Genomic DNA, 20,247 nt, shown 5'->3' on the forward strand with positions numbered 1-20,247 from the left:
GCGTCCCCAACGTGCTGGGGGCACGCACCGCCCCCACCACCTTTGCCGACCCACCCGAACGGAGGATGTCCATGCCGTCAATGTCATCAGCACCGGCCAGCATGCCCGCCACCAGCGCGCGGACCTTCACGGGCGCGTTGGGGGATGCCACCGTGAGGCGCGCCTTCAGCAGACCTGTGAAGCCTGCCCGCTGGGCCAGTCCCATCACCGCAGGCAGGCCGCCTGCAGACACGAGATGATCCTCATCGAAGACGGGCGTGAAACGGCGGGTGTGAGTGTGAGACGATTGCACCTCGAAGATGCCCCCTCGACTGCGTCCAATGGATTGTCTACCAACACCCATTGTCCCAGATCAGAAGGGGCATCTTCTCTATTCCGACACCCCAAACCCCACCCCCACAACGGTGGATCAAGGCTCAGACGCCGCCGGGGAAACCGAGCTGCCGCCACGCCTCGTAGAGGGCGATGGAGGCGGAGTTGGCGAGGTTGAGGGAGCGCACGCCGGGCAGCATGTGGATGCGGACCCGTGAGGTGATCCTCGGGTCGGACATGACCTCCTCGGGAAGGCCCGTGGGTTCGGGTCCGAAGAGCAGTCCGTCCCCGTCGGCGTAGGAGACGTCACTGTAGAGGGTCGTGGTGTGACCGGTGAAGGCCCACACGCGACCGGGCACCTCCGCCAACGCGTCCGCCAGGTCGTGGTGGACGCGGACGTGGGCGAGGTCGTGGTAGTCGAGACCGGCGCGACGCAGCTTGGCGTCCTCCATGTCGAAGGCGAGGGGTTCGACCAGGTGGAGCATGGAGCCCGTGCAGGCGGACAGACGGATGGCCGCACCGGTGTTGCCGGGGATACGGGGTTCGAAGAAGATCACGTGGAGCACGCGCGCCATCCTCCCACCGGGGGGACCTCCGCGGCACTCCCGTCGGCGGCGGGTGTGAGGCACCTGTCAGTGGGGACGGATCACCGCACGTCCGGGGATGTTTCCGTCATCGTGTCCCGGGGGCGCGGGCGGAGGAACCGCTGGCAGGCGAGCATGAGCAGGCCCACCACCGGGACGAGCAGTGCCACACAGCCCACGGCCGCCAGGACGCGTGCGTAGCCGAGGGCCGGGACGTCGAGGAAGGGGTAGGGGTACCAGTCCACGAGCGCCCCACGCACCAGGGTGAGCAGGCAGTAGGCCAGGGGGACCAGTGAGGCCAGGGCGATCCCGCGCAGCGATGCGGTGGCGGGGCCTGCGAGCAGCCAGGCGGCCCAGGCCAGCAGGGGGGTGACGAGGTGCTGGAGGGTGGTCGCGATGATCACCTCCGTGGGGAAGTCCCCCCCGATGTTGGGGCCGGCCAGCACCGTGACGTAGACGATGCAGGTGATGGAGATGTCGAGCAGGGCGACGACCTGGAGGAAGGGAAGCACCCGCCCCCGTGGTCGTGGGCGCACCACCAGGAGCAGGCTCGAGACGGCCACCAGCAGGTTCGACTGCGCCGTGAAGTAGGACAGTCTGTTCAACGAACCGTCCCACCCGGGCCCGAAGGAGTTCGAGTAGCCGGCACCGGCGGGGATCCAGGAGCGCACCCTGTGGGCGGACCACATGTCCAGACCGGTGCCGAGGAGGGCGGAGAAGGCGGCCAGGAGCAGGATCGCGGAGGCCACCGTGAGGAACTGCCGGCGTGTCCGTTCCGGCGCGGTGGGTGCTGTCGCCGGAGTCGCGCCGGGTGCCGGGGCAGGTGCGGGTGCCGCGACGGGTGTCGTCGGGGAGGTGTGGACGGGGTTGTCCGGGGCCGTGGGTGTCGCCGGGGGCACGGGTGTCGGGGCGGGCAGCAGCAGGGCCGACGGCGCCGGTGCGCGCGACAGGTCACTCGGGAGCTGTCCGGTGGCGGCGGGCAGGACGGGACGGGGCACTGCGGAGGTGTCGACGACGGGCATGGGGCCTCCTCGACGGGGCATCCGTGTCCGGCGGCCTGCGTGGGACGCCGCCCCCCGACGGGTCCTGGGACCCGGGAGGGCGGCGGTGGCCGACACCGTGACGACCGACGTGGGATGCCAATCCGAGATCTGATCGTTATCAGATTGTTACACGCCGCGTGGTGGCTGTCACGTGTTCGGTGCGGGTGTCACGGGGGTCCGTCATCCCCGGAGTGCGGGTGGTGCGTCCTGGTGGGTGCTCTCCTCCGTACCTGCTCAGCGGGCATCCACCTGATGGGTGACCGTGAGGGTGGCCCGGGCGATCGTGTGGAACAGCGTGTGGAATGCCGCAGCAGCGGGGGCGGTGTCGTCCGTGAGCCCCAGGGTCTCGACGTCCAGGGCGTGGACGGCGAAGACGTAGCGGTGGGCCCGGTCCCCCGCGGGTGGGGCGGCCCCCTGGTAGGAGGCCTCCCCGGAGTCGTTGCGCAGGTGGAAGGCTGCCCCCTCCAGGGTGAGGTCCGAGTCGCCGGCACCCTGTTCGACTTCGGTCTCCTCCGCCGAGAGGTCGAGGACGGTCCAGTGCCACCACCCCGAGGGTGTCGGGGCGTCGGGGTCGAAACAGGTGAGGACGAAACCGCGGGTCCCCGGGGGGAACNAGGCCGGGCCTGGCATGGGCACCGGCCCTCGGTCCCGCGCGCTGGGCCGGGTCGGAGGAGGCGCTCGCGGGCGCCCTCGTGGAGGCGGTCGTGGTCGCCACCGGGGCGGAGTGCCAGGTCGGGATCGCCTCCGGGATGCTGGCCGCCCTGGAGTCCGCCCACCGCGGCCTCGTCGTCCCCGCCGACGCCACCGCAGACCTCCTGGCCGACCTGCCCCTGGACAGCGTGCTGCGGGTGCTCCCCCTCGCCCTCCACGAGCTGGTCGGGGCTCCCCTGGAGCTGCTCCCGCAACTGGGGGTGCGCACCTGCTCCGCACTGGTGGGGCTCGGGAGGGGCCCCCTCGTCACGCGCTTCGGCCGGGCGGGGGAGATCCTGTGGACGCTGTGCACAGGAGGGGACCTCGCCACGCGCGCCATGAGACGCCGGGAGGACAGGCTCGAGGTCAGCACAGTCCTCGACCCCCCGGCCCTCGACGTCGACAGCGTGGTCATCGGGCTGAGGCGGCTCGCCGAAGACCTCGCCGCGGAGCTGTGGCGCAGCGGCAGCCGTGCGGAGACCCTGACGGTGTGGATGCTCACCGAGTCCGGTCAGCGTCGCGAGCGGACCTGGGGCGGGGTCGACTGCGCGGACCCCTCCGAGGTCGTGGACCGGATGCGCTGGCAGCTGCGTGGCTGGTCCCAGGAGAGGGGGAGCGCCCTGCCCGGGTCGGGGGCGCCCGACTCGGCCCTGGAACAGGTCGGGCTGGTCGCCTCCGACCTCAGTGGCACCATGCCCTCCCCACGCCTGTGGGGCAGGGCGGAGGGGGATGCGCGTGCGGAGAGGTCGGCCCTGCGCCTGCAGTCGCTGCTGGGGGAGGACTCCGTGCTCGCACCCCACCTCCAGGGGGGACACGACCCCCGCTCACGGGTGCACGAGACACCCTGGGGGACCCCGGTGGGCGCACTGGCCTCCCCGGAGGGGGAGTGGGAGGGAGGGGTCGATGCCGCACCCGCCACCCTGCTGTCCACCCCGCTCCCCGTCCACCTGTGGGGAGAGGCGCTCCCGGTGCCGGGGGGAGCAGCACACGCAGGTGAGGGGAATGGGCAGGGCACGGATCCCGTGCACCCGGTCCCCGTGCGTGTCGGCCCCCGGGGGGACCTCACCGCCACGCCCACGCTGCTCCTGCCGGATCCCCTCCCCGGGATGCGTGTGCCGGAGGGTCTCGTGGCCGGTGGGACGGTCGGGGTCACCCTGGAGGGAGGGCCGTGGGCGGTCCTGGGACGCTGGTGGGAGGGCAGGGAGTCGCAGAGGGCCCCGCGTGCCTACCTGCGCCTGGGACGCGAGGACGCCCCCCAGCTCCTGGTCGTCCAGCGCGGGGGGAGATGGTACGTGGAGGGCGTCTACGACTGAGCACGCCCCCGGGTGCGCGACGTCCGTCCGGGGGTGGTCACGACGGTAGGATCACCCGGGCAGCTCACGACGGGAAGGGACCGGGGATGGCGAAGCTCTACTTCAGGTACGGGGCGATGAACTCCGGCAAGTCCACGGCCCTGCTGCAGGTGGCCTACAACTACGAGGAACGCGACCAGCGCGTCGTCCTGCTCAAGCCCCGCATCGACACCAAGGGCGACCGCGAGATCATCTCCCGCCTGGGGGTCACACGCAGGGTGGACGCCCTCGTGGGCCCCGAGGACGACGTCCACGAGCTCTTCGTCGGCCTCGCCGCCACCGATCCCGAGCCCGGACCCGGCGGGAAGGTGCGCCGTGTCGCCGCGGTCCTCATCGACGAGGCCCAGTTCCTCACCCCCCTCCAGGTCGACGACTTCCTGCGCCTGGCCGTGTGCGAGGACGTCCCCGTCCTCGCCTACGGGATCCGCACCGACTTCCGCACCACCGCCTTCCCCGGGGCGCGACGCCTCCTGGAGATCGCCCACTCCCTGGAGGAGCTCAAGACGATCTGCCGCTGCGGACGCAAGGCCATCTTCAACGCACGCCGGGTGGGGGGCCGCTTCGTCTTCGACGGTGCCCAGGTCGCCATCGACGGGATCGACTCCACCTACGAGTCATTGTGTGCGGCCTGTTACTTGCGGGAGTCGGGAGGGGCACTGGACGGGGACGGCGCCTAGACTGAAGGGATGGCCAGCCCCCGCACACTCAGCGGTCTAGTCGTCCACCTCAGTGACGACGACATCATGGCGATGGTGGGTCCGGCCACCTGGGGCAAGGGGCTCACCTGCTTCAGGTCGGGCCAGGTCCTGGAGGTCCGCGCGGAGGGCGACCTGCGCGCCGTGGGCCGCGTGCGCGGCGCCGGTGTCACCTACCGCACCTGGATCGAGGCCGTCGAAGGACGCCTGGACCTGACCTGTGCCTGCACGGTGGGCCGGGACTGCCGCCACTGCGTGGCGACCCTGCTGCACCTGCGCGACGAACTGCGCCGGGCCACGCCCCGGGAGGGGGAGTGGCGCAGTGCACTGTCGGGGCTGGTGGATGAGTCCGGCATCGGCGGGGAGTCGATGGCACTCCTCGTGGACACCCACGACCCCTCCTCGCCCCTGTGGATGAGCCCCCTGCGCCCGGGCACCCACACGCGCTGGGTCACCAAGCGCGCCTCCTGGCTGGACATCACGAACCCCCAGTGGGCCTCGGTCACCGAGGAACTCAACCCCACACACCTCGCGTTGCTGCGGGAGGGCTACCGCTACTCCCGGGAGGGACCCCAGTGGCGTTCCCCCAACGAGGTCAGCCTTGAGTCCCTCGGTGACCGTGCGGGACCCTGGCTGCGCCGCCTCGACCGCGCGGGCATCGCCCTCTTCGCCGACACCGACCCCCTGGTGCCCCTGGTCCTGGACCCCGGGCCGTGGACCCTCGCCGTCGACGTGCGCCGCACCGAGGGAGGGCTGTCGGTGGGGGTGGCCGTCACCGACGGGAGCACCACCCGTACCTCGCCGCGCATCGACGTCGCCACGCGTCTCCTGCTGTTGGAGGGCGGGACGCGGATCGCGGAGATCCGCGGGGGCGAGGACCTCCTGGAGAGCCTGCCCACCGGGGGCCTGACCGTGCCCGAGGGTGATCTCGCCGAGTTCCAGACCCGGTGGCTCCCTCGCCTGGAGCGCACCGTCGCAGTGGTCTCCACCGACGGGTCCTACTCGCCCGAGGAGGTCTCGCGGCCCCTCATCGTGGCCACGGTGCGCCTGGAGGGCAGCGCTGCGCTGGTGGTGCGCTGGTGGGTCGAGTACACGATCGGCGGTGCCACCTCGCGCCTGCCCCTGGAACAGGCCGATGCCGATGCCGGTGCCCAGGACCTCCGGCACGCCATCGAGGCGGGCGCGGCCAAGCTGCGCCTGCCCGAGGAACTGTGGCGTCGGAGCCTGACCACCCTGCGCCTGCCCGCCTGGCGCGCCCCGGAGTTCCTCGACCGTGTCGTGGGCGAGCTGGAGGTCGACGGCCTGGTCTGGGACGTGGCCGAGGAGGTGGCCGAGGTCAGGGTGGACGGCGACGCCATGCTCATCGACACCTCCATCGCCTCGGAGGGATCCACCGACTGGTTCGACCTGCACGCCCGCGTCCTGGTCAACGGGCGCGAGGTGGAGCTGCGTGACCTGCTCGCCGCCCTGGCCTCCGGTGAGGACCACATGCTGGTGGACGGCGTCTGGGTCACCCTGGACGGCGAGCGCCTCGAACACCTGCGCTCCCTGCTCGCCGAGGCGGAGGTGCTCGGCGACACCGAGGGGGACACCACACGGCTCTCCGTGCTCCAGGCGGGGCTGTGGGAGGAACTCGAGGACGTCTCCGACCACGTCGAGGCCTCACGGGAGTGGACCAGGCGGGTGCGCGCCCTCACCGGGCACGGTGACCTGGCGGGCCTGCCGGTCCCGCCCTCGTCGACCGTGGAGCTGCGCCCCTACCAGGAACAGGGCCACCGCTGGCTCACCGCACTGGCCGCCCTGGGCCTGGGCGGGATCCTCGCCGATGACATGGGCCTGGGCAAGACGATCCAGGTACTCTCCGCAGTGCGCGCACTGCGCGACGCCCCCGGCGCAGGCGGGGCGGACGGAGCGCCGGTCCTGGTCGTGGCGCCGACCTCGGTGCTGGGGACCTGGGCGGGGGAGGCCCGCAGGTTCTTCCCGGACCTGGTCGTCGAGGTGGTCGACGCGACCTCACGCAGGCGCGGTGGGTCCCTGGCGGACCTCGCCAGGGGTGCCGACGTGCTCGTGACCTCCTACACGATCGTGCGCATGGAGCCGGCGGAGTGGGCGGGGATCCACCTCTCCGGGCTCGTCGTGGACGAGGCCCAGGCCATCAAGAACCCGCGCACCGCCATCCACTCCGCCCTCATGGGCCTGGACGCCGGGTGGCGGGTGGCCGTCACCGGCACGCCCGTGGAGAACTCGGTGTCCGATCTCTGGTCGATCCTCCAGGTGACCGATCCCGGCCTCCTGCCCGGCTGGAAGACCTTCAACGACAAGGTGCGTCGACCCATCGAGACCCACGGGGACGAGGCGGCACTGGTTCGTCTGCGGCGCCTGACCGCTCCCTTCGTCCTGCGCCGCACCAAGGAGCAGGTGGCACCCGAGCTGCCCGACAAGACCGAGTCGGTCGTGGAGGTGGCGCTGGGGGAGGAGCACCGTCGCATCTACGACCAGTACCTCACCCGCGAGCGCTCGCGGCTCCTGGGGCTGCTCGACGACCTCCAGGCCAACCGGATGGTGGTCCTGTCCTCCATCACCCGCCTGCGTCAGCTCGCCCTGGACCCCGCCCTGGTGGACCCGGCGTACTCCTCGGTGGGCTCCGCGAAGGTGGAGTTCCTCGCCGACCAGCTCGACCAGGTCGTGCCCGCGGGCCACCAGGTGCTGGTCTTCAGTCAGTTCACCTCCTTCCTCGTACGCATCCGGGGGGTCCTGGAGCGTCGCGGCATCGACATCGCCTACCTCGACGGAGCCACCCGCGACCGTGAGGGGGCCATCGAGGACTTCCGCTCGGGACGTGCACGCGTCTTCCTGATCTCCCTCAAGGCCGGCGGCACGGGCTTGACCCTGACCGAGGCGGACTACGTCTACGTCATGGACCCCTGGTGGAACCCCGCAGCGGAGGCCCAGGCGGTGGACCGGGCGCACCGCATCGGCCAGTCGAAGAAGGTCAACGTCTACCGCCTGGTCGCGGAGGACACCATCGAGCAGAAGGTGCTGGACCTCCAGGACCGCAAACGTCAGCTGGTCAGCGCAGTCGTGGACGGAGGCGGGGCCGGGTCCGGGAGGATCACCGCCGAGGACCTGCGCGCCCTGCTCGAGTCCTGAACCTCCCCCTCCCCGCAGAGGCGAGCCTCTCTTGAGCTGCGCGGCTGGCTGGACCAGTGCAGCGCGCTGTACTTCGGGGAGCCGCCTGTCTGGACCCGCGGGCGTGGTGTCGATGCATGTTCGTCCCTCGCGGGAGCGGTGGCGCTCGGAAGCGCGGGCTGGAACGCTGTCGGCATGAGAGTTCTGATCCTGGGCGGGACCGCGTGGCTGGGGCATGCCGTGGCAGGCGTCGCCGTCCGTGGTGGTCACCGCGTCACGTGTGTTGCCCGCGGTGATGCGGTGCCCCAGGGTGCGGCTCTGGTGCAGGCGGACCGTGACGCCCCCGAGGCACTCGCCGCGGTGTCCTCCTCGCGGTGGGATGCCGTCATCGACCTGGCCCGGCAGCCGGGGCATGTCCGGCGTGCCGTTCATGACCTGGAACCGGTGGCCGACCGTTTCGTGTTCGTGTCCAGCGCCAGCGTCCACGCCTCCCAGGCCGAGGTGGGTGCCGACGAGGACGCTCCGCTGCTCGGTGCGCTGCGCGCTGACGTGATGTCCTCCCCGGCCGACTACGGGCCCGCCAAGGTCGCCTGCGAGGAGGCAGTGCTCGATGGCTTCGGCGTGCGGCGATCAGTGGTCGTGCGCCCCGGACTGATCGGTGGGCCGGGCGATCCGAGTGGCCGCACGGGCTATTGGGGTCTGAGGTTCGCCAGGCCCTCGAACCCCGGACAGCGTGTGCTCGTCCCCGACGCACCGGACCTCCCGACGTCGGTCATCGATGTGCGTGACCTCGCCGAGTGGATCGTCCGACTGGTGGAGCAGATGTCGCACGGCACCTTCAATGCCGTGGGTGACCCGCGGCCCTTCCCCGAGCACATCGACACCGCCCGGCAGGTGGCCGGTCACGTCGGCCCCATCGCCCTGGCGACGCAGGACTGGCTCCTCGGTCACGGTGTCGCCCAGTGGTCGGGCGCACGGTCATTGCCGTTGCGGCTGGTGGACCGCTCCTGGTACGGGATGAATGCACGTTCGAATGCACGGGCGCGGGCTGCCGGTCTGGAGATCCGCCCCCTGTCGGAGACGCTTGCCGATTCCCTGCGCCGGGACCTCGACCACAGCGCGCTCCCCGGACGCGGCGCCGGGTTGACCGACGACGAGGAACGCGAGTTGTTGACCGCACTGGGAACGTGAGGGACCCCACCCGGGTGTGGTCCTCCAGCCCACGGCGAGATGTTCTGTCCCCCGTGGTGCAATGGACGTGTGCGCCCCGGCGGGGCGGGTGAGGCAGGAGCCGAGGTGCTCCCTCTCCCTCTCCTTCTCCCCTTCGGAACCCGGTGGGGCCTCCGGGGGTCGTGGGGGAGAAGTCCACCGTTCGAGGCGCGGGCCTTGCGAGGGATATCGAAAAACGATACGATCATATCGTTGATCGATGGGTCGTACGAGTGCCCGTCGCCGGTGGGGGAGGTCGTCATGCGTCGTGGGGTCGTCATCGTCCTGAAGGTCCTGGTGGTGTCGGTGCTCGCCGGGATGCTGGGGGCACTGTTCTGGGGACTGCCGTGGCTCTCGGGCGAGATGGCCCGTGACCTGCCGGAGCTCGCCCACCTGCGCCCGCCCCTGCTGGTGCTGGGTGAGGTGGCACTGCTGGGTGGGATCGTCGTGCTGGCGTGCCTGTGGCAGCTGCTGACACGCGTCTCGGAGGGGCGGATCTTCGATCCCGCCTCCCTGCGCTGGGTGGCCGCGATGAGCACGGCCTCGGCGGTGGCGGGTGTGGCGTGCGTGGCCGCGGAGTTCTGGATCCCGGGGCCACCCCTGCTGGGACTGGGGGTACTGGTCGTGGCGCTGCTGTGCCTGGGGCTGACCCTGGTCCTCGTCGTCATGCGTGGTCTCCTGGTGCAGGCGACCTCGTTCCGCGCCGAACTCGACCAGGTGATCTGATGGCGATCGTCGTGGACCTGGACGTGGTGATGGCCAGGCGCAGGATCGGTGTGTCCGAGCTCGCCGAGCGGGTCGGCATCACGCCGGCGAATCTCTCGGTCCTCAAGAACGGTCGTGCGAAGGCGGTGCGCTTCTCCACGTTGGACGCGCTCTGCCGCGAGCTGGACTGCGCTCCGGGAGACATCCTCCGCCACGTCGAGGAGGACGGGATCCGGGAGTGATCGGTCCCTGAGGCAGCGCCCGCTGCCTGCTCGGGGCATGCCCCAGCGACGGGAGTCCCCCACGACGAGCGTGGTGGCGAGCGTGGTGGCGACGGCGGGGCTGGTGCTGGCTGCGGGTGCACGAGATCGAACAGGTGTTCGATAGACTGGTGTCATGTCCAGTGACCCGGCCACCTACGCGGAGCTGCACGCGCACTCCGCCTTCACCTTCCTCGACGGGGCGGACCAGCCCGCCGCGCTGGTCGAGCAGGCATGTGCCCTGGGCCTGGAGGCGCTCGCGGTCCTGGACGTCGACGGCATGTACTCCGCGATCCAGACGGCCACCGCCGGCCGCCGCAGCGGCATGCCCACGGTCTTCGGCACGGAGTTGACCCTGGCGCGTGGACAGTTCGGCGACCCCGGAGCCCCCGGGTGGGGACTGGTGCCGGGCGCGGAGGACCCGGGGATCCGACTCCCCGTCCTCGCCACCTCACCGGAGGGGTACCACGACCTGTGCCGGACCATGAGCGCCCACGCCCTGGCGCGTCCGGGGCGTCGCGACGCGGCCCACCTGCTCGACGCCCTCGGGGCCGGGGGTCACGAGGACTGGCTGGTGCTCACGGGCACGCGGCGGGGGCCACTGCGCCGGGCACTGTCCGCCCACGGGCAGGCCGCGGCACGCGAGGTGCTGGCACGCCTCACCGACCACTTCGGGCGCGGGAGGGTCGCCGTGGAGGCCGCACTGTCACCGGGCGATCCGCCCGCCCTCGCCGATGCCCTGGCGGACCTGGCCCAGCGCGCGGGGCTCCCCCTGGTGGCCACCACCGCCGCGCGCTGCGCCACCCCCGCCTCCCAGCCGGTGGCGGACGTCCTGGCGGCCACGCGCCTGGGGGGCTCCCTCCTCGAGGCGGAGCCCCACCTGCCCGCCCTGCGCTCCTTCCTGCGTTCCCCTGCGGAGATGCTCGCCCTGCACCACGCCCACCCCGACGCCGTCACCGCCGCCGCCGGCATCGCCCGCGACGCCGCCTTCGACCTGCGTCTGGTCGCCCCGCACCTGCCCGGCGCCGAGGTCCCCGACGGCCACACGGAGGCCACCTGGCTGCGGGAGCTGACCCGCCGCGGCGCCGAGCAGCGCTACGGCACACGCGAGGAGCACCCCCGCGCCTGGGGGGTCATCGACCACGAGCTCGAACTCATTGAGCGTCTGCGGTTCCCCGGCTACTTCCTCATCGTCAAGGAGATCGTCGACTTCGCGGCCTCCCGGGGGATCCTCTGCCAGGGCCGCGGCTCCGCGGCGAACTCGGCGGTGTGCTTCTCACTGGGGATCACCGCCGTGGACGCCGTGCGCCACCGCCTGCTCTTCGAACGTTTCCTCTCACCGGGGCGCTCCGGTCCCCCCGACATCGACCTGGACATCGAGGCGGGGCGACGCGAGGAGGTCATCCAGCACGTCTACGCCCGCTACGGTCGCGACCGTGCCGCGCAGGTCGCCAACGTCATCAGCTACCGGCCGCGTTCCGCCATCCGTGATGCCGCGCGCGCCCTGGGTCATGCCCCCGGTGTCGCCAAGGCCTGGTCCACCACGACCTCCCGCCACAGGGGTGGCAGTCGCGGGGGCGTCCCCGGGAGCGGGGACGAGGGCGGGGACGGTGTGCCCCAGGACGTGCGCGACATCGCCGTGGCCCTGCAGAAGCTGCCCCGTCACATGGGCATCCACCCCGGGGGCATGGTCCTGACCGACACCCCCGTCAGCGAGGTCTGCCCGGTGGTGTGGGCCGCCAAGGAGGAGCGCTCCGTCCTGCAGTGGGACAAGGAGGACTGCGCGGACGCAGGACTGGTGAAGTTCGACCTGCTGGGTCTGGGCATGCTCACCGCGCTGCGCCACGCCTTCGACTGGCTCGGTGGGGAGGGGGTGCTCGGACGCGACGGACGTCCCCCCGGCCTGCACAACCTGCCCGAGGAGGACCCGCGTGTCTACGACCTGCTCTGCGCCGCCGACACGGTCGGGGTGTTCCAGGTGGAGTCGCGCGCACAGATGAACACCCTGCCGCGCCTGCGACCACGCAGGTTCTACGACATCGTCGTCGAGGTGGCCCTGATCAGACCCGGCCCCATCCAGGGCCACGCCGTCAACCCCTACCTGCGCAGGCGCCGGGGACGTGAGGAGGTCACGTTCCTCCACCCCCTGCTGGAGCCGGCCCTGACGAAGACCCTGGGGGTGCCCCTCTTCCAGGAGCAGCTCATGCAGATCGCCGTGGACGCCGCCGGGTTCGACCTGACCGACGCGGACCGACTCAGACGCGCCATGGGGGCCAAACGCTCCCCTGAGCTCATGGAGGAACTGCGTCCCGACCTCTTCCGGGGCATGAGGGAACGTGGCATCGGGGAGGACGTCGCCGCCCGGGTCTACGAACAGCTCAAGGGGTTCGCCGACTTCGGTTTCCCCGAGTCCCATGCCTTCTCCTTCGCCCACATCGTCTACGCCTCGGCCTGGCTCAAGGTCCACCACCCCGAGCACTTCTACGCGGCCCTGCTGGCCTCACAACCCATGGGGTTCTACTCCCCGGCCACCCTGGTCCAGGACGCGCGCCGCCACGGGGTGGCGGTGGGCGGTCCCGATGTCCAGGACTCACTCGTGGGTGCCTGCGTGCGCGCGGGTGGGCCGGGGGGGCGTGGGAGCGGCCTCGACGAGGGCGGGGCCGGTGGCGGGGTCGGTGCCCCGGCGCGGGCACCCGGGCGACAGGGGACGCCCTCGTCCGCCGCTGGAGGGGGCAGGACCCGGGAGGAACGGACCACGGGGGAGTGGGACGCGGGGGAATGGGAGCTGGGGACGGCGGAGGAGGACCTGCCTGCCGGTGACGTGGACCTGGTGGTCCACCCGGGTCTCCTGGTCCGCCTCGGACTGGAGTCGGTGCGCGGGCTCGGGGAGGCCGCGGAACGGATCGTCGCCACCCGCGAGCAGGAGGGACCCTTCCGGGACCTGGCGGACCTGGCCCGGCGCGCACACCTCTCGGTGGGGGAGGTCGAGGCCCTGGGCCGTGCCGGCGCCACGGAGGGCCTGGGCGTCTCGCGCAGGGAGGCGATGTGGGCAGCCGGTTCGGTGGGGCAGGGGAGCTGGTACCAGCCCTACCTCCCCGGCACCGAGGTCGGGGTCAGTGCCCCGGAACTGGCGGGCATGGACCCCCTGGAGGTGCTGCGCGAGGACTACCGGGCCACCGGGTTGACCACCGGGGAGCACCCCTTCGCCCTGGCGCGGGGGCGCCTGCACGACCAGGGGGTCCTCGCCTGCGCGGAGCTGTCCGCCCACGAGGGCGGGGAGGTGGTCTCCGTCGCCGGCATCGTCACGCACCGCCAGCGTCCCCACACCGCGCGCGGCGTCACCTTCCTCTCCCTGGAGGACGAGACGGGCCTGGCCAACATCACCTGCTCGAAGGGACTGTGGGCGCGTCACCGCCGGGTGGCACTGACCTCCCAGGCACTGCTGGTGCGCGGACGACTGGAGCGCGGCGACGGGGTGGTCAACGTCATCGCCCACCGCCTCGAGGAGGTCCGACTGCCGGTGTCGGCGCGCTCGCGGGACTTCCGCTGAGGGGAGGCGTGGCCGGGTGGGCCGCCATCATCCGTCCGTCTCCCGCAGGCTCGACAGCAGCGCCGTCACGAGGGGGGACCAGGGTCGCGACATCGGACCGCTGAACACCAGTGACCGTGTTCTCGTCGGGGTGATGGGGACCATCACGAGCTCGCGGGGGAGCATCCCCTGCCCGATGGAGGGGAAGACCGTGATGCCGACGTCGGCGGCGACCATGCCCAGGAGCGCCCCGATGTCGCGGACCTCCTGGACCGGGCGGAAGTCGGGATCGACCGCGTGGAACAGCTCCAGGACGTTGAGTGCGCACCCTCCCGCGGAGACCAGCACCGGGTCGTCGATGAGGTCCGACGCCGTCAGGGTGGCCTCCCCGGCCAGGGGGTGGTCCGAGCGCAGGGTCGCCCGGTAGTCGTCGCGTGCGACCTCGACGGCGTCGGGGTGGACCTGTTCCGGATCGATGAGCACCGCCGCGTCCACGATCCCCTTCTCCAGCCACAGGGGGAGCTCGTCGTCATCGCCCTCGAACAACTGCACGTCGATACCGGGATGGTCCCTCTTCCACGTGGCCAGCAGGCGGGGCAGCAGACCGAAGGAGACGGTCGCGGCTGCCGCCAGGCGGACCAGGCCGGTGGTCTGCCCGTGGAACTCGGCTGCAGCCGCAGTGACACCGTCGGCCGAGGCGATCGCGGCACGGGCGTGGGGCAGGACGCGTGACCCCAGGGCCGTCACGGTGATCGTCGGACGTCTGTTGAGCAGGGTCCCGCCGAGCTCCTCCTCCAGGGTGGCGACCGCGTGGGAGACGGCGGACTGGGTCAGTCCCTGGCGTGCAGCGGCCTGGGCGAAGCCGCCCTCGTCGATGACGGCGGTGAGGGAACGCAGTTGCGCCAAAGTGACTGACATGAGAATCCTTCATGCTCAGATGAACCAGATTTGTTTGATTCATGTGGCGGTCCGCACCAAGAATAGTGCCGAGGACACCACGGCACAGGAGGAAGCACCATGCTGGACCGCACACCCACCTGGGTGCTCTTCTCCTTGTCGGGACTCGTGTGGGGCGCCAGCTTCCTCTTCATCAAGATCGGGCTGGGGGGCATGGACCCCGCGCAGGTCGTCCTGGCGCGGCTGGGACTCGGGGCGCTCGCCCTCGTCCTCGTCGCCGCACTCACCCACACGCCGCGCATCACGGATGTGCGCCTGATCGGGCACCTGGTGGTCGCGGGCTTCTTCTGGGCCGGTCTGCCCCTGCTCCTGTTCGCCTGGGCGGGGCAGTACCTGCCCTCGGGGATCTCGGCGATCTTCAATGCGACGACACCCCTGATGACGCTGCTGATCACCGCGCTCGTCCTGCCCGACGAGCGGCTCGGGGCCGACCGGGTGACGGGGGTCGTCATCGGGGCCGGTGGCATCGTCCTGGTCGCCGCGCCCTGGCGTCTGCTCGGCGGTTCCGCCGACTTCGCGCAGCTGGCCCCCGCCTACCTGGCGTGCCTGGCGGCCACCACCTGCTACGCCATCGCCTTCACCTACATCCGCAGGTTCGTCAGGCCCGCCGGGCACGGGTCGCTCGCCGTCACCACGACCCAGATCGTCGCGGCCTTCGTGGTGATGCTGCTCCTGTCCCCGCTGACCGGGGCATGGACACGTCCTGTCTCGCTGAGTGTGCCGATCGTCGTCTCGCTGGTGCTGCTCGGGGTGTTCGGGACGGGGCTCGCCTACGTCTGGAACATGAGGACCATCGAGACCTGGGGACCGGTCCGCGCCTCCATGGTCACCTACGTGACGCCGATCGTGGGCGTGGTGCTCGGGATGGTCGTGCTCGGGGAGAGCCTCACCTGGAACGAACCGGTCGGGATGCTGGTCACCTTCGTCGGCATCGCCCTCGCCCAGGGGATCCTCGCGGGGGTGCACGGGGTGCCGGGGGGTCGCCTGCGGGTCGGGGCGGAGGAGGCCGCGGACGTCGTCCTGCCCCCGGTGCCGTGCCCGGACGGGGTCAGCGGCCCTGGCTCGCCTCTGCGGTGTCGGTGAGGACCGTCCGGGACCTGCGGACCTCGAACGGCGCTGACACCTCCCGTGTCTGGACGATGCCCTCCACACTCTGCGTCTCCCCGGTGAAGGGGTTGGTGGCCGTCGCGTTCCAGGTCGTCACGAGCTCGATGGTGCGTCGGGCCGCGGCGGATGTGTAGACGTGCTGGTTGGTGCGGTCGGGGTAGGGACCTCCCGGGGAGGTGGTGACGAGGGGTGTCGTCCCGTCCCCGAAGTCGAAGGAGTACGAACGCGCCGTCAGTGACACGGTGGTCTGACGACCCAGCACGGCGACCGTGATCTGGTGGGAGCTGCGGCTGGCGTGGACCAGGGCGGGGATGCCCGTGTAGGAGAGACCCTCGGGCTGGACGACGAGGCCGGCGCCGGGGACCGTCGTGGAGGCCACGGCCTGGTAGATGATCTCGGTGGTGGAGGGCGGCACGAAGGCGGGAGCGTCCGGATCGTCCGTGGGTTCCGGCGTCGCAGGGCCCAGGAGGGGACAGGCATCGTCGACCCACTGGCCGGAGAGCAACTGACCGGTGCAGCCCGAGGGGACCGAGGGCGGGGGAGGGGCAACCCACCGGACAGCCTGGTCGGGTTGCCAGTACGCAACGGCAGAGGCCGCCACCCCCGGGACGATGTAGCGGCTGCCGGTGCCGGCTTCAATAACGACAGTGTGCTTGCCGTCACCGGCGACGCTCCACTCTCGGTACTCGCCTTGAGGCGGGTCGGCGAAGGTTGGATGCGTCTGGATGACTAGGAACAGTAGCGCGAGTATCAAGGCTGAGATGCCTGTCAGCCTTGGGATCTTAAGCCTCTGGATCATCGGCACCTCCGCCACCACATGCCCGCCATCCGTTGGCCGAGCGGCAGGTGTGAAGTTCAATGAGCTCCCGGTGAGCAACGATCGGCTTCGTCTCATGACCGTCGTATGTCATTCTTGCGTTGGTCGTGGCATGCAGGATAAATACCTGAACTCCGGGTTCTTCCGGGTGCTCAACAGGTGGTTCGACCTCAGTGATGTCGTACCGCATACCGATGGTCCATCCGCCGGCCCTTTGGACGTGGTCGACAGCATCGGCGATGGCCGTGCACATCTCGCAGTCCGCGGTGCTGATCGCCCGGAGCTCGGTGGTGTCCCCGCTGTTCCACGCGTACTCGGCGACGGCGACGAAGTAGCGGGCGAAGTCCTCGGCCGCCTCGGGGGTGTCCTCGGTGATCGAGGCGGGTGGGGTGGGGGCGATCGGCACCGGCCCGTCCGTGGGCTTGAGCAGCTTCCCGTCCGCACCGACCACGTAGTCCCCGGACATCTGGGGGGCCGAATCCGTGGGCGTCGCCGCGGCTCCTCCGCTGGAGGTCCCGCCCGAGGTCGGACCCCCGACACCCGTGCACGCGGAGAGTGCGACGGCGGCCACGGCGAGCAGGGCGAACCCGGTCCGGGCCCGCAGCGTCACCGTGGCGCTATGAGTCATGCCACACACGCTAACGGTCCGGATGCACCCAGCGCCAGACCTCACGCGGAATCTGTGGATGACGACCGCGGCAGTGCGGCAACCCCGGTGTGGCTCCCTGCGAGGTCAGTCCGCGTGTCGGGCGTGTTCCTCCAGGAACTTCGACGGTGCGGTCATCGCCTCCACGGCTGCCTCAGTCACCAGGGCACGCTGCCAGGGGCGGGCATCCGACTCCTCCAGGCGTTCCGCCACCGCGTCCAGTGCCGTCATGGACGGGTCGAGAGGCGCCCAGGCGAGGAAGCGCTGGTCGCGTGGTTCCAGGATGACCTCGGAGGAGAGTCCCACCCCGTCCCCGATCTCCGCCGCAGCGGCGCGCACCGCCTTGAGACGGAGGAAGGCCTCGGGATCCAGGTGCGCCCAGTGGCGTGCCTCGGGCACCGAACCCGGGGCCACGGGCATCCGTCGGGGAGGCAGGTCGCCCCCGTCGGCGGTGACGGCACGGTTGATGGCCCGCAACCAGGTGTCGGTGTACTGCCGGGCCACGGGGGAGCGGAACTCGCCGATGGACAGCAGTGAGCGCCGGTTGCGGGGCGGCTGCTGGGCGGCACGCACGAGGGCGGCATTGCGCACCAGGCGCCCCGGGGAGAGGTCGATCTCCCGGGCCACCGCATCGCGCGCCTCCCACAGCTCACGCAGCACGCCCAGCCCTCGCCGCGAGGTGATCCTGCCCGCACCGGGCAGGGAACGCCAGCGGTCGGGCTTGGGTGTCGGGGCCGGGGTGGACATGACGTGGTCGAACTCCTCCTGGGCCCACTCCCAGCGGTCCAGGTCGTGGAGCGTGTGGGAGAGGCGGCGGTAGAGCTCGGTGAGCAGCTCGACGTCGAGGGCCGCGTAGCGCAACCAGTCCGGGGGCAGGGGACGCACCGACCAGTCGGAGGCCTGGTGGTCCTTGACGAGGGCGAGGCCCAGCACCTGTTCGCACACGGCCGCCAGGCCGAAGTGCGTGATGCCGGTCAGGCGCGCGGCCACCTCGGTGTCGAAGAGCGCGGGCGGCTCCAGACCGACCTGTGCGAGGTTGGGCAGGTCCTGCTCCGCGTCGTGCAGGATCCACACCTCGTCCACGCCCTCGGCCAGCACGGACAGGTCGGGCAGCGCGTGGGTGTCGATGAGGAAGGTGCCGACGTCCTCGCGGCGCACCTGGACCAGGAACGGGTCGGCGCCGTAGCGGAACCCCTGGGCGCGCTCGACGTCCAGGGCCACGGGCTGCCTGCCCTCAGTCAGCCTCGCGGCCGCGTCGGCCAAGGCCTCGGGGGTGTCCACCACCGGGGGAATCCCCTGACGGGGATCGGTCACGAGCACAGGGGAGTCCGAGTCGCCACGGGGGAGACCGTCGCGATTGTCGATGAGCATGTATCAGGCCTCTTCGAGGTAGCGCTGGGGGATGATGCCGGCGGTCCGGCACAACAGGTCGGACCAGGCGAGCAGGTGCTCGCCGAGGGCTGGTGTGACGGGCGTCCAGGACGCACGGAGCTCCACGTGGAGTGTGGAACCGCGCAGCTCGAGTCCGCCGAAGGCCTCGGAGAGTTCCCGGGTGACCGTTCCGGTCATGTCATGGTATCCGGCCCCCGCCTCCTCCAGGCAGTCGTGCGCCCAGTTCCACACGGCCTCCCCCAGGAGCGGGTCACAGCCCATCTCGGGGTCGATCTGGGAGCGCAGCTGGGCCACGAGCCGGAACTCCCCGTTCCACCCGATCTGGGTCGCGGGGTCGTGGAGGACCACGAGGCGGCCGGAGGCCAGGGGTTGGTCGTGCTCCTCGCGCACGGTCCTCATGGCGAGCGCAGCGGTCCACGGCGCGAGCCGCTCAGGGGGCGGGACCTCCTCGAGGAGGACCGCCGGGTTGCGTGCGGCGTCGCGCAGGCTGAGGAGGGCTGTGACGAAGTCCTCGGGGACTGCGTGGTCGGTCACGTCCCCCACACTACGGTCGCGTGCCCGCACCACCTGCCGGGCACGCCGACATCCGGTGAGATCACGGGCCCTGTGCGCCCGCGTCCCCGGGTGTCGCCCGTTGTCGTGGGAGGCACACCGACGGGCCATCGGCCTGCCTCCCCCGCGCGGGGAGGATACCCTCAGGGGGCGGGTCCGACCGGACCCGGCGCACGCACGTGGACGGGGGAGGAACATCATGGGACCTGATCCCTTGAGCGTCGAGTTCGTGGATGCCTCGACGGTGGGGGAGGTCCTGGCCGGGGCGGGGATCGACCCGCCCATCGAACAGAATGCCGCCTGGCAGGCCGTCGACGCCCTGGATCCCGACCGCAGGACGTGGGGCCACTGCGTGGTCCGCCGGTCCGGTTCCCCGGTGGCCGTCCTCACGCTGACCGAACTGGTCACCCACCGGGTGCACTTCCTGTGGGCGCGCCACGCGCCCGTGTGGCTCGTGGAGCCCTCCGAGCAGGACGAGGCCGAACTGGTCGACCTCCTGCGCACCGAACTGCGTGCCAGGGACAGGTCCGCGGTGCACGTGCGCCTCGACCTCCACCACCAACTGGCCGGCACGTTCCCCCCCACCGGCATCATCGCCTACGACCACACGGTCGTCATCGACACCTCACTGCCGGGGGACCCCGCCACCACCTCGGAGGAGGAGGCCTCGGACGTCGTGCTGTCGCGCTTCAAGTCCCGGGGCCGCCGCGACGTGCGCAAGGCCGTGCGCGAGTCGGGCCTGGACTGTGCGGACGAGACCGAGCGGGCCGCCGCCGACTTCGACGAGTACCACGCGCTCATGGTCGAGACCGCCGAGCGCGACGGTTTCATCCCCTGGGGCAGCGAGATGTACCGGGACATGATCTCCGGTCTGGGACCCGACCACTGCCGCTTCTACACCGGACGCGTCGACGGTGAGCTCCAGTGCTGGTCCATCGTGACGATCTCGGGTCGTCTGGCAGCCCGCTACTACGCGGCATCCGCCACCTCGGCCATGCGCCGCAGGGCCTCCGACCGCCTCGTCCTCTTCGAGTCCGTCGCCCTCGCCCGTCGCGGCATCACCCACTACGACCTCATGGGCATCGGCTCCGAGGAGGTCCCCGAGCTCAACGGCCTCAACGAGTTCAAGACCAAGTTCTCCAAGGAGACCGTGGCCGTCGCCCACGCCCGTGAACTGCCCCTGCGCCCCCTCGCCTACAAGGCCTACGTCGAGCTGCGCTCCGTCGCCTCGGCGGTGCGCCGGCGCGGCCGGTCCTGAGCAACTCCGG

The 20,247-nt window shown here is 71.4% G+C and carries 16 protein-coding genes and 2 pseudogenes; 9 read left to right on the top strand and 9 right to left on the bottom strand.

Annotated elements, in window-relative coordinates:
- The 4 genes and pseudogenes from BQ9890_RS15775 to BQ9890_RS03180 form a co-directional block, all read right to left on the bottom strand.
- Window positions 1-232: pseudogene (locus BQ9890_RS15775) on the bottom strand (IS1380 family transposase); the annotation flags it as partial.
- A 184-nt stretch (window positions 233-416) separates the two neighbouring features.
- A complete protein-coding gene (locus BQ9890_RS03170; RefSeq protein WP_075892637.1) occupies window positions 417-878 on the bottom strand; it encodes a tRNA (cytidine(34)-2'-O)-methyltransferase in 462 nt (153 codons plus the stop codon).
- Between the two features lie 80 nt (window positions 879-958).
- Window positions 959-1,918 (bottom strand): Pr6Pr family membrane protein, encoded by a 960-nt coding sequence (locus BQ9890_RS03175; protein WP_075889298.1) that lies wholly within the window; start codon window positions 1,916-1,918, stop codon window positions 959-961.
- A 255-nt stretch (window positions 1,919-2,173) separates the two neighbouring features.
- Window positions 2,174-2,641, bottom strand: a pseudogene (locus tag BQ9890_RS03180) (YbhB/YbcL family Raf kinase inhibitor-like protein); the annotation flags it as partial.
- Between the two features lie 2 nt (window positions 2,642-2,643).
- On the opposite strand from BQ9890_RS03180, the gene BQ9890_RS03185 reads away from it, so the two are divergent.
- The 7 genes from BQ9890_RS03185 (at window position 2,644) to BQ9890_RS03215 (ending at window position 13,529) form a co-directional block, all read left to right on the top strand.
- Window positions 2,644-3,942, top strand: a complete 1,299-nt coding sequence (locus BQ9890_RS03185) for a DNA polymerase Y subunit UmuC family protein (RefSeq protein WP_143226221.1) — start codon at window positions 2,644-2,646, stop codon at window positions 3,940-3,942.
- 86 nt (window positions 3,943-4,028) lie between these two features.
- Window positions 4,029-4,658, top strand: coding sequence for a thymidine kinase (locus tag BQ9890_RS03190; protein WP_075889302.1), 630 nt, complete (start codon window positions 4,029-4,031; stop codon window positions 4,656-4,658).
- 9 nt (window positions 4,659-4,667) lie between these two features.
- Window positions 4,668-7,826 carry a DEAD/DEAH box helicase gene (locus tag BQ9890_RS03195; RefSeq protein WP_075889304.1) on the top strand — a complete coding sequence of 1,053 codons (3,159 nt, stop codon included), beginning with the start codon at window positions 4,668-4,670 and terminating at the stop codon, window positions 7,824-7,826.
- A 174-nt stretch (window positions 7,827-8,000) separates the two neighbouring features.
- Window positions 8,001-8,996, top strand: coding sequence for an NAD-dependent epimerase/dehydratase family protein (locus BQ9890_RS03200; RefSeq protein WP_075889306.1), 996 nt, complete (start codon window positions 8,001-8,003; stop codon window positions 8,994-8,996).
- Between the two features lie 231 nt (window positions 8,997-9,227).
- A complete protein-coding gene (locus tag BQ9890_RS03205) occupies window positions 9,228-9,740 on the top strand; it encodes a DUF2975 domain-containing protein (RefSeq protein ID WP_195907614.1) in 513 nt (170 codons plus the stop codon).
- On the top strand, window positions 9,740-9,961 hold the full coding sequence (locus BQ9890_RS03210; RefSeq protein WP_043535289.1) for a helix-turn-helix domain-containing protein: 222 nt from the start codon (window positions 9,740-9,742) through the stop codon (window positions 9,959-9,961). Before BQ9890_RS03205 ends, BQ9890_RS03210 begins: the two co-directional genes overlap by 1 nt.
- 154 nt (window positions 9,962-10,115) lie before the next feature.
- Window positions 10,116-13,529 (top strand): error-prone DNA polymerase, encoded by a 3,414-nt coding sequence (locus BQ9890_RS03215; RefSeq protein ID WP_075889310.1) that lies wholly within the window; start codon window positions 10,116-10,118, stop codon window positions 13,527-13,529.
- A 27-nt stretch (window positions 13,530-13,556) separates the two neighbouring features.
- Here the strand turns inward: BQ9890_RS03215 and BQ9890_RS03220 are convergent, their stop codons facing one another.
- Window positions 13,557-14,426, bottom strand: a complete 870-nt coding sequence (locus BQ9890_RS03220; RefSeq protein WP_075889312.1) for a LysR family transcriptional regulator — start codon at window positions 14,424-14,426, stop codon at window positions 13,557-13,559.
- 99 nt (window positions 14,427-14,525) lie between these two features.
- Here BQ9890_RS03220 and BQ9890_RS03225 point away from each other — a divergent pair, with 99 nt between their 5' ends.
- Window positions 14,526-15,548, top strand: coding sequence for a DMT family transporter (locus tag BQ9890_RS03225; RefSeq protein WP_075889314.1), 1,023 nt, complete (start codon window positions 14,526-14,528; stop codon window positions 15,546-15,548).
- Here the strand turns inward: BQ9890_RS03225 and BQ9890_RS03230 are convergent.
- The 4 genes from BQ9890_RS03230 to BQ9890_RS03245 all read right to left on the bottom strand — a co-directional run bounded on the left by BQ9890_RS03230 (window position 15,514) and on the right by BQ9890_RS03245 (window position 18,961).
- The gene (locus BQ9890_RS03230) at window positions 15,514-16,371 is read right to left on the bottom strand and encodes a hypothetical protein (protein WP_230297794.1); all 858 of its coding nucleotides are present in this window, start codon (window positions 16,369-16,371) and stop codon (window positions 15,514-15,516) included. The genes BQ9890_RS03225 and BQ9890_RS03230 overlap by 35 nt on opposite strands.
- The gene (locus BQ9890_RS03235) at window positions 16,355-17,017 is read right to left on the bottom strand and encodes a DUF6318 family protein (protein WP_143226222.1); all 663 of its coding nucleotides are present in this window, start codon (window positions 17,015-17,017) and stop codon (window positions 16,355-16,357) included. Before BQ9890_RS03235 ends, BQ9890_RS03230 begins: the two co-directional genes overlap by 17 nt.
- A 105-nt stretch (window positions 17,018-17,122) precedes the next feature.
- Window positions 17,123-18,406 (bottom strand): HRDC domain-containing protein, encoded by a 1,284-nt coding sequence (locus tag BQ9890_RS03240; RefSeq protein ID WP_075889318.1) that lies wholly within the window; start codon window positions 18,404-18,406, stop codon window positions 17,123-17,125.
- A gap of 3 nt (window positions 18,407-18,409) precedes the next feature.
- On the bottom strand, window positions 18,410-18,961 hold the full coding sequence (locus BQ9890_RS03245; RefSeq protein WP_075892641.1) for a DUF3000 domain-containing protein: 552 nt from the start codon (window positions 18,959-18,961) through the stop codon (window positions 18,410-18,412).
- A 217-nt stretch (window positions 18,962-19,178) separates the two neighbouring features.
- Between BQ9890_RS03245 and BQ9890_RS03250 the strand changes: the two genes are divergently transcribed.
- Window positions 19,179-20,237 (top strand): lipid II:glycine glycyltransferase FemX, encoded by a 1,059-nt coding sequence (locus tag BQ9890_RS03250; RefSeq protein ID WP_075889320.1) that lies wholly within the window; start codon window positions 19,179-19,181, stop codon window positions 20,235-20,237.
- Window positions 20,238-20,247 lie beyond the last annotated feature (10 nt).

The organism is Actinomyces provencensis (assembly GCF_900155435.1).
Lineage (GTDB): Bacteria > Actinomycetota > Actinomycetes > Actinomycetales > Actinomycetaceae > Pauljensenia > Pauljensenia provencensis.